Origin of the sequence: Streptomyces niphimycinicus (assembly GCF_018883605.1) — a bacterium.
Lineage (GTDB): Bacteria > Actinomycetota > Actinomycetes > Streptomycetales > Streptomycetaceae > Streptomyces > Streptomyces niphimycinicus.
In genome coordinates, this window is record NZ_JAHLEM010000081.1 from 23,031 (window position 1) to 34,045 (window position 11,015).

Annotated in this window: 9 protein-coding genes; 3 read left to right on the forward strand and 6 right to left on the reverse strand. The window is 70.7% G+C overall.

Annotated elements, in window-relative coordinates:
• Positions 1 to 184 precede the first annotated feature (184 nt).
• On the forward strand, positions 185 to 1,498 hold the full coding sequence (locus KN815_RS09615) for a YihY/virulence factor BrkB family protein (protein ID WP_253208861.1): 1,314 nt from the start codon (positions 185 to 187) through the stop codon (positions 1,496 to 1,498).
• A gap of 250 nt (positions 1,499 to 1,748) precedes the next feature.
• Here KN815_RS09615 and KN815_RS09620 read toward each other — a convergent pair whose 3' ends face one another.
• From KN815_RS09620 to KN815_RS09640, 5 genes are all read right to left on the reverse strand, one after another.
• Positions 1,749 to 2,636 carry a MurR/RpiR family transcriptional regulator gene (locus KN815_RS09620; RefSeq protein WP_216341336.1) on the reverse strand — a complete coding sequence of 296 codons (888 nt, stop codon included), beginning with the start codon at positions 2,634 to 2,636 and terminating at the stop codon, positions 1,749 to 1,751.
• A gap of 201 nt (positions 2,637 to 2,837) precedes the next feature.
• Positions 2,838 to 4,052, reverse strand: coding sequence for a M20 family metallopeptidase (locus KN815_RS09625; RefSeq protein ID WP_216341337.1), 1,215 nt, complete (start codon positions 4,050 to 4,052; stop codon positions 2,838 to 2,840).
• Positions 4,049 to 4,801: an amino acid ABC transporter ATP-binding protein gene (locus KN815_RS09630; protein WP_216341345.1), complete on the reverse strand. Its 753-nt coding sequence runs from the start codon at positions 4,799 to 4,801 to the stop codon at positions 4,049 to 4,051. The genes KN815_RS09625 and KN815_RS09630 overlap by 4 nt, the downstream gene beginning before the upstream one ends.
• Positions 4,802 to 4,809: 8 nt before the next feature.
• Positions 4,810 to 5,790 carry an amino acid ABC transporter permease gene (locus tag KN815_RS09635; RefSeq protein ID WP_216341338.1) on the reverse strand — a complete coding sequence of 327 codons (981 nt, stop codon included), beginning with the start codon at positions 5,788 to 5,790 and terminating at the stop codon, positions 4,810 to 4,812.
• A 2-nt stretch (positions 5,791 to 5,792) separates the two neighbouring features.
• The gene (locus KN815_RS09640) at positions 5,793 to 6,740 is read right to left on the reverse strand and encodes an ABC transporter substrate-binding protein (protein WP_216341339.1); all 948 of its coding nucleotides are present in this window, start codon (positions 6,738 to 6,740) and stop codon (positions 5,793 to 5,795) included.
• 1,093 nt (positions 6,741 to 7,833) lie between these two features.
• Here KN815_RS09640 and rsgA point away from each other — a divergent pair.
• Positions 7,834 to 8,943 carry a ribosome small subunit-dependent GTPase A gene (gene rsgA, locus KN815_RS09645; protein WP_216341340.1) on the forward strand — a complete coding sequence of 370 codons (1,110 nt, stop codon included), beginning with the start codon at positions 7,834 to 7,836 and terminating at the stop codon, positions 8,941 to 8,943.
• A gap of 12 nt (positions 8,944 to 8,955) precedes the next feature.
• On the opposite strand, the gene KN815_RS09650 is transcribed toward rsgA, so the two are convergent.
• Positions 8,956 to 9,354 (reverse strand): PPOX class F420-dependent oxidoreductase, encoded by a 399-nt coding sequence (locus KN815_RS09650; protein ID WP_216341341.1) that lies wholly within the window; start codon positions 9,352 to 9,354, stop codon positions 8,956 to 8,958.
• 175 nt (positions 9,355 to 9,529) lie between these two features.
• Here KN815_RS09650 and KN815_RS09655 point away from each other — a divergent pair, with 175 nt between their 5' ends.
• Complete coding sequence (locus KN815_RS09655) at positions 9,530 to 10,981, forward strand: dihydrolipoyl dehydrogenase family protein (RefSeq protein ID WP_216341342.1); 1,452 nt, start codon at positions 9,530 to 9,532, stop codon at positions 10,979 to 10,981.
• The last annotated feature ends 34 nt before the right edge of the window (positions 10,982 to 11,015 follow it).

Below are 11,015 nucleotides of genomic sequence, written 5' to 3' on the forward strand. Positions count from 1 at the left end.
GCCGTCCGGACGGCTGCAACGCGGCGCAACCTTTGCGCATGGCTCTATCCGGTACGGACAGTGGGCGCGGCGGGCGGAGGGTGGTGCCGAGTCGGCGCGGCATCCCCTCCGCCGACGCCCTTGCCGAAAGGTTCGGCCTGGTCACCGGATGAGCGGCGATGAATACGCCCGATACGGTGAGAAGGTGCAGCCAGCAGAAGAAACACCGAAGCCGACCGGCCGGCTCCGCAAGGCCCGCGCCCTGTACCGCAATGTGTCCAAGCGCAGGACGGCCTGGCTGCTGCTGAAGGACACCGTCGATTCCTGCATGGAGTACCGGGTCACCGGGCTCGCCGCCGAAGCGGCCTTCTTCACCCTGCTGTCGCTGCCGCCGCTGCTGCTCGGCCTGATCGGGCTGCTCGGCTATTTCGACGCGTGGACCAGCACCGACACGGTGGCCACCATCCGGCAGAACATCCTCGACGCCTCCGCGACCGTGCTGTCCGACCGGGGTGTCAAGGAGATCGCCCGCCCGCTGCTGGACGATGTCATCAAGGGCGGCCGCCCCGATGTGATCTCGCTCGGCTTCGCCATCGCCCTGTGGTCCGGCTCCCGCGCGGTGAACGTGTTCGTGGACACCATCACCATCATGTACGGGCTGGAGGGGCGGCGCGGAATCGTCAGGACCCGGCTGCTGTCCTTCCTGCTCTATCTGGTGGCGCTCCTGGTCGGAGCGGTGGCGCTGCCGCTGATGGTGATCGGTCCGGAGGCGGTGGTCGGCCTGCTGCCGTCCAGCGGGGACCTGGTACGGATCCTGTACTGGCCGGTGGTGATGGTGCTGTCCATCGCCTTCCTGACCACGCTCTACCACGTGTCCGTGCCGGTGCGCTCGCCGTGGCGGGAGGACATCCCCGGGGCGCTGGTGGCCCTCGCGATGTGGGTGCTGGGCAGCTTTCTGCTGCGGATCTATCTGATCCATACGGTCGAGGGCCCGACGATCTACGGCTCGCTGGCCGCCCCCGTCGCGGTGCTGCTGTGGATCGGGGTGTCCGCCTTCGCGGTGCTGGTCGGGGCGGCGGTCAACGCCGCGATCGACCGGGTGTGGCCCTCGGTGGCCACGGCCGCCGGGCGTGCGGAGCGCGCCGCCCGCGCCCGGGAGGAGACCGCCCGGGCGCGGGCGAGGGAACAGCGCACGGCGGACGACGGCGCGGCGGAGATCACCCCGCCGTCGGAGTTCCCCGAGCGCTGGGCCCAGTTCCTGCCGCACGCGGACATACGCTCCCGGCTGCACAGCAAGCGCGAGGCGGCGGAGAAGGCCGCCGGGAAGCCGTCGGGGAAGTCCTCGGAGGCGCCGACCGGTAAGTCCGCCGGTCAGCCCTCGGAGCCCCCGGGGAAGGGGGCAGGCGAGCCCCGGACGCCCCGGCAGGCACCGAGGCGTCCGGACGTACGATCCGCGGCGGACGGCTCGGGCGGCGCGGCGGACACCACCGCGGCGGACGACGACCACCCGGTGCGCTGACCGCGCCCTGCCCCGCCGGGGCGGAGGCCGGGGTGAACCGCACCGGCAGCCGCAGGAGGCCGCGCATCATGCTCGGGCGCCGGGCCAGGGTGTCCGGGTCGGTGTCCAGGTGATGGGTGACCGCGGAGTCGCCGTGCCGCCGCAGCGCCCCGCTGGAGGACGTTTCCGCCGGAGCTCGCCGAACGGCACATGGGCCCCGACTGCTGTTCCCCGGTCGTCCGCCACTGAGCAGGGTCGACTCAGGCAAGCCTCAGACCAGCCCGATGCGGCGAGCGGTGTCCTCACCCTGCCGCATGTGCTGGTGACCGACTTCGCCGAGGGCCGTCATGACCCCTGCGACAACGGTTTCGAGTACGGCGAGCGTCGGCACGAAGCTGTCGTACGGGGAGGGGGCGGCGACCTGGCTGGGCAGCACGACCTCGGCGTGGGCGGCGGTGGGTGAGAGCCAGGTGTCGGTGAACACGATGACCTTGCCCCCGTGTTCCTGGGCGAGCTGGGCCAGGGCGACCTTGTCTTCCTCGTAGCGGCGGTAGTCGAAGAGAACGAGGACATCACGGCGGGCGAGTTGGGTGAGGGCCGCCGTGCGTTCCACGTCGCGGTCCGGCAGGAAGCGGACGTCGTCGCGCAACTGCATCAGATGCAGGCCGAGGTACTGGGCCAGCAGATGGGTGAAGCGGCCCCCGGCGAGCGTGATGCGGCGCTTGCGGTCCGACAGGAGCTGGATGGCGTGTTCGAGGTCGTGCGGGGGGAGCTCGGCCATGGTCTGTGCGACCGCGGCACTGAAGATGCCGCTCCCGCGGGCCAGGAGCCCTCCGCCGGCGGAAGGGGTGCCCTCCTCGCCCTGCTCAGCGGGCCGGCCGTAGCCGGTGGACTCGTACAGGGACAGCGGGGACGCGTTGCGCTCGTCGAGTTCCGTGCGCAGCGAAGCCTGGAAGTCGGGGAAGCCGCTGTAGCCGAGGCGGCCGACGAAACGCAGCACGGTGGGGGCGCTGACGCCGGCTCGTCCCGCGATGACCGCGATGGTCTCGAAACCGTTGGACGGATAGCCGGCGAGGAGCACGCGGGCGACCTTGCGCTCGGCGGGGCTGGCGTCACCCAGCTTCTGCCGGATCTCGTCGGCGAGCGTGCGAGGGGCCATGCGTAGGTTTCCTTTCCGGCTCGCGCGGTGACGCACATCCAGATCGCGCGGTGGTGGGCGTTCGGGTCGTGCGGTGGTGCGCGCCTCCAGAGCTTAAGGCCGATCAAGTCCCGGCCCAGGTCCCGGACCGCCACCGGCTCCGGACCGGCGGGCGGCAGGGCAAGCCGTGCCACCCGAGCGGTCCGGTGCGAGTGGTGCAGGTCAGGCGCCTCGCTCATCGCCGAGCGAGGTGATCAGCGAGGCGAGCAGGGCGACCCGTTCCGGGACGGTGGCGGTGTCCAGCCATTCCTCGGGGGTGTGGTCGGCGCCGCCGACCGGGCCCAGGCCGTCGAGGACGGGCACGCCCGTGCCTGCGATGAGATTGGCGTCGCCGACGCCGCCGGTGGATGCGGCCCCGAAGTGCAGGCCGAGAACCTCCCCCGCGGCACGGGCTGCTGCGAACATGCGACGCGCGGCGAGGGTGTCCTCCATCGGCGGACACAGCTCGGTCTGCTCGACCAGCACCGTGGTGCCGGGTACGCCGGGCCGGGCCGCCACCTCCTGGATCGCTTCTTCGACCCGCCGGATGTCGTCCGCGGTGGCCGCGCGTACCTCGACGTCAAGTTCCGCCCGGGGGCAGACGATGTTGCCGCGGGTTCCGGCGCGTACGACACCGACGTTGATCGTGACGCCGTCCCATCGCCCGTTGAGAGCTTGCAGGGCGATGACGAGGTGAGCGGCGGCGAGGGCGGCGTTGGCGCCGCGCTCGGGCTCGATACCCGCGTGGGCGGCGCGGCCGGTGACGGTGAGGCGGAGACCGGCGATGCCCTTGCGGGCGATCACCAGATCGCCGTTCTCCCGGGCGCATTCCAGGCCCAGGCCGTAGTGCGCGTCCCGGGCGGTCTGCTCGGTGACCCGCCGACTGGCCGGGGAGCCGATCTCCTCGTCGGGGGTTGCGAGGAAGACGAGTTCGGCGTAGGCGTCGCACCCCGTCGACGTGAGGATGTCGAGTGCGGTGAGTCCGGCGAGCAGGCCGCCCTTGTCGTCGCTGACGCCGGGACCGTGGGCCAGGGCACCCGTCATGGAGAAGGGGCGTTCGGCGGCCGTGCCGTCCTCGAAGACGGTGTCCATGTGGGCGGCGAGCAGGATCCGCCGTCCACCCTCGGCGACCGTGAGGCGCCCTCGCTTGCGCGCCACCAGTACGTCGCCCGAGCGCTGGCCGTGCGCGCCGGGGAGCCTGATCCGCTCGACGGAGAATCCGGTTCGGGTCAGGCGGCCTTGGACCCAGTCGGCGACCTGGTTGACGCCGTCGGGGCTGTAAGAGCCGGAGTCGATCGCGACGAGCTCGGCCAGGTCCTTGAGGTATTGGGGCTGACAGGTGCGGGCGAGCGGCAGGAACTCGGCGGCGCTGGGCCGCTGCCGGGCGGGGGCGGTCACAGGACCTTTGCCAGAAACGCACGGGTGCGCTCCTGCTCCGGTTGTACCAGGACGCGCTTGGGATCGCCCGCCTCGACGACGACGCCTTCGTCCATGAACACGGCGGTGTCACCGACCTCGCGCGCGAAGCCGATCTCGTGGGTGACGACGACCATGGTCATCCCGTCGGAGGCCAACTGCCGCATCACATCGAGCACATCACCGACCAGTTCGGGATCGAGCGCGGATGTCGGCTCGTCGAAGAGCATCAGCTTGGGCTTCATCGCCAGGGCCCGCGCGATCGCGACCCGCTGCTGCTGTCCGCCCGACAGATGCGCCGGGTAGTGCGCTGCCCGGTCCCCCAGTCCGACCCGGTCCAGCAGGCGCTGGGCGGTTTTGTGGGCCTCGGCCCTGCCGACGCCGGAGACCCTGACGGGGGCTTCCATCACGTTCTCCAGAGCGGTCATGTGCGGGAAGAGGTTGAACCGCTGGAAGACCATGCCGATCTCCCGGCGCCGCTGGGCGACTTCTTGCTCGCGCAGCTCGTGGAGTCTGTTGCCGTGCCGGCGGTAGCCGACGAGGTGACCGTCGACGGCGAGCCGGCCGCCGTCGACCTTCTCCAGATGGTTGATGCAGCGCAGGAAGGTGGACTTGCCGGAGCCGGAGGGGCCCAGCAGGCAGCACACCTGCCCGCGTTCGACGGTGAGATCGATGCCTTTGAGGACCTCCAGCTTCCCGTAGTGCTTGCGCACGCCCCGGGCGTGCACCATGGGGGCACTCATCGGTCCGCCTCCTTGCTGTTGTCGCTGTTCTTGCTCTTCTTCGTGGATGTACGTGCCGAGCCGGCCAGCATCCGCTGTAGGGGGGAGAGGTGACCGGCCCGCGAGGCGCCGCGGCCGTAGCGGCGCTCCAGCCAGGCCTGCGGGATGCTCAGGAGCGTTACCAGTGCCAGGTACCAGAGGCTGGCGACCACGAGCATCGGGATGACCTGGTAGTTCTGGGCGTACACGTCCTGGATGTTCGACATCAGGTCGTGCGCGGAGATGACCGAGACGAGGGCCGTCATCTTCAGCATGTTGATGGTCTCGTTGCCCAAGGGCGGGATGATCACCCGCATCGCCTGGGGGAGGACGACCCGGCGCATGGTCAGCGCGGGACGCATGCCCAGCGAGTGCGCGGCCTCGGTCTGGCCGGTGTCCACCGACTGGATTCCGGCCCGCACGATCTCGGAGGTGTACGCGGCTTCGTTGAGGCCGAGCGCGAGCAGGGCGGCGATCGCCGGGGTGAGCAGGGAGTTGGTCTCGGCCCTGAAGAAGGTGATGTCCGTGAAGGGGATGCCGATCATCACGTACTTGTAGAGGGCGGCCGCGTACCCCCAGAAGATGATCTGAACGAGCAGCGGGGTGCCGCGGAAGACCCATACGAAGAGGGTGCCGAGCCCGTACAGCACGGGGCTGGTGGACAGTCGCATCACCGCGATCAGGGTGCCGAGCCCCAGGCCGATGGCCATGGCGGCGGCGGTCAGCCACAGCGTGGTGGCGAGACCGTCGAAGATCAGGCCCGCGAAGAGGTAGTGGCGGACGACGTCCCAGTGCAGGTTGTGGTTCTTGGCCAGCGAGCCGACGAGCCCGATCAGGGCGGCGAAGGCGACGACGGCCGCGATCCACCGGCCGTAGTGGCGTACGGGGACGACGGCGAGGTCTTCGGGAGCGGCGTGGTCCTTGGGGGGCGTACCGGTGCAGGCGGTCGTGGTGGTCATGTCTAGTCCACCGCCGCGTTCTTGGTGGCTTCTTTCACCGCGATGGAGGCGACACCGTACTTGTCGCAGATCTTGGTGAGGGCGCCCTCGTCGATCAGGGCTTGCAGGGCCTTCTGGATCGCTGCCGTCAACTGGGGTGACTTCTTGCTCACGGCGATGCCGTTGGGCGAGGCATGGTAGCCGCCGGGCGCCTTGGCGTCCTCGACCAGGTCGAAGGCCTTGCCGCCGTCCGCGGTCTTCGCCGTCCAGCCGGCGACCGGCTTGGTGATCACGTCGGCGACGACATTGCCCGAGCGCAGGGCGAGTTGGGCGTCGGAGTCCTTGGGGAAGGTCTGGATCTCGATGTGCCGCCTGCCCTTGGCGGTGCACGCGGCCTGCTGCGCGTTGAGGAGCCTGAGCTGGTTGGTGGCGGCCTGTACGCCGACCTTCTTGCCGCACAGGTCCTCGAGCGTGGCGATCCGGGCGGGATTGCCGTCGGCGACCATGATCCCGGAGCCGGACCGGGAGTAGTCGACGAAGTCGACCACCTTCTGCCGCTCCCTGCTGTCCGTGATCGCCGACATGGCGGCGTCGAACTTGCCTGCTTGCAGCGCGGGCAGGATTCCGTTGAACCGCTGCGGAGTGAAGACGACCTTCACGCCCAGCTTCGCGCCGAGCGCCTGACCGAGGTCGTAGTCCAGACCGGTCAGCTCGCTGCTGCCCTCGGTCACGAACATGGCGAACGGCGGGTACGGCACGTCCGCGGCTACGCGCACGGTGCCCGAGGCCTTGATCGCGGCGGGCAACGCGTCATGGAGCTTCGCGTCCTCGGCGATGTGGGGGCCTGCGACGGCGTCCTTCGCGTTCGTCGACGGGGCGGGGTCCGTGGCGGCTCCGCAGGCGGAGAGTGTCGCAAGAGCGGTGGCCGCCACGGTGGCGGCCACGGCCCGGCGCATGAGACCAGCGTTCATCACGGTCGAACCTCTCGGGGGATCTCTGCCGACGGGACTGCCGCCGTCGACTGCAAGGCCCTGAAATTTACAGAAGCGGCAATAGATTGGCTAGATGTAGCGCTCATTACACTTCGGCGACGGCGTCCGTATCTCGAGGAGAATCGACTTTTACTTGCACGCAACGGACATGTTGATCACCGATTTGCGCCCAATCCATGCAAGTGACCTATTACATTTCAGCTCGGAGCGCGTCGATCTGTATGTTCTGGCACTCGGCAGTTGCTATCCCCTCTCAGGGATGTCGAGACGGTTCCATGAGGCGGGCGAGGTCCGTGGTGTGGGCGGTGCTGCTGCGGAAGCCGGCGGACCGCACCGGGCTGACCGCGGCACTGGCCGCAGTGATGCCGCACAGCGTCGGGGCCTGTTCGGGCCGGGCGCCTCGGACTCGACCATGCGCCGCACGCTGGAAGCCCTCGACGACGTGATACTCGCGAGGATCGTACGAGTCCGCGCCCGGAGCCGTCGGCATGTGTGGGACCGACTCGCCCTGCGGCCAGGTGGTTTCCCGTGGGCCGGCCGTCGCGGGCAAGCACCTGCACCGCTGGATCGTTCTCGGCATGGACGCCACCGTCATCACCTCCGCGTCGAAAAGCAGGGGGCCACGGCGACCTGGAAGAAGACCTTCGGCTTCCACCCGCTGGGAGGCGACCGCGAACGGCTGCCGAAAACAGTCGACTTGAGATGTCACCCCGTTCGGCCGAGATCGGCGGCGGTCGCGTCGGACCCGGCAGGCCGGGTACATCGCGGGATGCCGTCGAGATCCGGCTCGTGGGAGCCCTGTAGGTGGGGGTGGTGCCTGTGGTGAGGACGGGCGGCACGGTCGTCGGGGCCCGGATTTAATCAGTGGTGCCGCGGCCTGGGGTGAGGCTATGGTGCTGCTCATCCGTACCCGAGGGGGAACGGTGTCGGTTCGTCGAGAAGAAGCAGGAGGTGAGGACATTGATGACGGTCACGGTGGCGAGCGCCGCTCGCGTTCAGGAGTTCCTCGTTCCCACCCCTGCGGCCTCCGGCTGACACCTCTTCGGAGGCCGCTCTTCGAAGGGTTTCCTCCGTGTTCAACACTTCTTCCGACTCCACGTCTTCGCACGCTCTCACCGCCTATGGCTGGGACGACGGCTGGGCGGACGCGTTCGCCCCGTACGCCGCACAGGACCTGATGCCCGGGCGGGTGCTCCGCGTGGACCGTGGCCAGTGCGATCTCGTCACGCCCCTGGGCACCGTACGGGCGGACACCGAGCTGGTGACACCGCGCGATCCGATGCGGATCGTGTGCACCGGCGACTGGGCCGCCGTGGACGCCGAGGGCGATCCGCGTTACGTCCGGACGCTGCTGCCGCGCCGTACCGCCCTCGTGCGGTCCACCTCGTCGAAGCGCTCGGACGGCCAGGTGCTGGCGGCCAACGCCGACCACGCCGTCATCGCCGTCTCCCTCGCCGCCGAGCTCGACCTGGGCCGGGTGGAGCGGTTCACCGCGCTGGCCTGGGAGAGCGGCGCCCAGCCGCTGCTCGTCCTCACCAAGGCCGATCTGGTGCCCGATCCGGACACCCTGGCCCATCTGGTGTCCGACACCGAGATGGCGGCGCCCGGTGTGCGGGTGCTGCCGGTCAGCTCCGCCACGGGGGAGGGGCTGGCGGAGCTGACCGCCCTGCTCGCCCCCGGCACCTCGGTGCTGCTCGGCCAGTCCGGCGCGGGCAAGTCCACACTGGCGAACGCCCTGGTGGGCGCGGCCGTCCAGGACGTACGCGCCATCCGGGACAGCGACGGCAAGGGGCGGCACACCACGACCACCCGCGATCTGCTGCCGCTGCCCTCGGGCGGGGTGCTGATCGACACCCCGGGGCTGCGCGGGGTGGGGATGTGGGACGCCGAGGGCGGCGTCGCACAGGCGTTCGCCGAGATCGAGGAGCTGGCCGAGCGGTGCCGCTTCCCCGACTGCGCACACCAGGTCGAGCCCGGGTGCGCGGTGCTCGCCGCGATCGAGGACGGGTCACTGCCGGAGCGGCGGCTGGAGAGCTACCGCAAACTGCTGCGGGAGAACGAGCGGCTCGCGGCCCGTACGGACGCGCGGCTGCGAGCCGAGATGCGGCGCGACTGGAAGCAGCGGCAGGCGCTCGGCCGCCACATGATGGAGCGCAAGCGCGGACCGATGCGCAAGCCGTAGCGGTCCGTGGGGTCAGCCCACGGCCCGGCTCGTGGCCCCGGGCACGTCCTCCAGGCCCCAGCTATACACCCACCGTGGATGGATCCGGATGACCTCGTCGCTCAACTGGGCGCCGAGGTCATGCGGCCCGATACGCCGCTCCGCCTCCCCGCGGATCTCCACCCCGCACACCATCCACGGCTGCTCGCTCACCAGGCTGTCGACGACCAGCGCCACCTTCGGATGCGTCCCGGCGTTGCGCCACTTCTTCGTCCTGCCCATGGCGAAGCCGCCGATGTCGAGCGTGCCGTCCTCGTTGAGGAAGAACGCCACCGGGTTCGCCTGCGGCTGGCCGTCCGCGTCCACGGTGGCCAGCCGGCCGATCCGCTGCGATCCGAGGTAGTCGGCCTCGGGTCCCGTGAAAACGGTCATGCGATCACTGTCGCCCGCACTGCCGGGTGCCCGCGACCGGTGCGCATGAGCCGCGGGACCCGCACCACTCGCACCAGGAGCACACGACCGAAACACCGATTCGGGTGGCTGTGCGCGGTAACTCGACGCCACGATGACCCTGAGACGGTGATACGGAACGAGAGAGCGAGTTGCGATGAACCAGGCCAGGGACGAGTACGACGTCATCGTGCTGGGCGCGGGCCCGGTCGGCGAGAACGTGGCCGACCGGACCCGCGCGGCCGGACTCTCCACGGCGATCGTGGAGCGTGAGCTGGTCGGCGGTGAGTGTTCGTACTGGGCCTGCGTCCCCAGTAAGGCGCTGCTGCGACCGGTGCTCGCGCGGTCCGAGGCGCGCCAGGTGCCGGGGCTGCGGCAGGCGGTCGGCGGGGCGCTGGCGGCGGCCGATGTCTTCGCCCACCGCGACAAGCAGGTCGGCGACTGGAAGGACGACGGTGCGCTCCCCTGGCTGGAGTCGGCCGGAATCGACCTGGTGCGCGGCCATGGGCGGCTGGTCGGGCCGAAGCGGGTCGCGGTGACACCGCCGGACGGATCCGGCGGCGACGAGCGGATCCTCACCGCCCGGCACGCCGTGGCCGTCTGCACCGGAACCCGGGCCTCGCTGCCCGACCTGCCCGGGATCGCCGACGTCCACCCCTGGACCAGCCGGGAGGCCACCAGCTCCTCCTCGGTGCCGGAGCGGCTGATCATCGTGGGCGGCGGTGTGGTGGCCTGCGAGATGGCCACGGCCTGGAACGGTCTCGGCTCGCGCGTCACCATGCTGGTGCGCGGCTCCGGGCTGCTGGAGCGGATCGAGCCGTTCGCGGGCGAGCTGGTGACCGAGACGCTGCGGGAGACCGGGGCCGAGGTCCGCACCGGGACGGCGGTGAAGGGCCTCGCCCGGCCGGGCGGGACGGACGGACCGGTCACGGTGACCCTGGAGAGCGGGGAACAGCTCGAGGCGGACGAGGTGCTGTTCGCCACCGGGCGCACCCCGCACACCGATGCCCTGGGCCTGGAGACGGTCGGCCTCGAACCGGGCGGCTGGCTGACGGTCGACGAGAGCTGCCGGGTGCGGGACGTACCGGGCGGCTGGCTGTACGGGGTGGGCGACGTCAACCGCCAGGCGCTCCTCACCCACCAGGGCAAATACCAGGCTCGGATCGCGGGCGCGGCCATCGGGGCACGCGCGCGGGGCGTCGAGCGGCTGGACACCGGCCGCTGGGGCGAGTACGCGACCACCGCGGACGAGGCGGCCGTACCGCAGGTCGTCTTCACCGACCCGGAGGTCGCCGCGGTCGGGCTGACCGCGGAACAGGCCGAGGCCGAGGGCCGCAGCATCCGCGTTGTCGACGTCGACATGGGCCAGGTCGAGGGCGCGGTGCTGTACGCGGACGGCTACCGCGGCCAGGCCCGTATGGTCGTCGACCTGGACCGGGGCCATCCGATCGGCATCACCTTCGTCGGGCCCGGGGTCAGCGAACTGCTCCACTCGGCGACGATCGCCATCGCGGGCGAGGTCCCCATCGAGCGGCTGTGGCATGCGGTGCCGTCGTTCCCGACGATCAGCGAGGTCTGGCTGCGGCTCCTGGAGACGTACCGGGGCTGAGGGCGGGCGGCGCGGGGCGCCGCGGCGCCCCGCG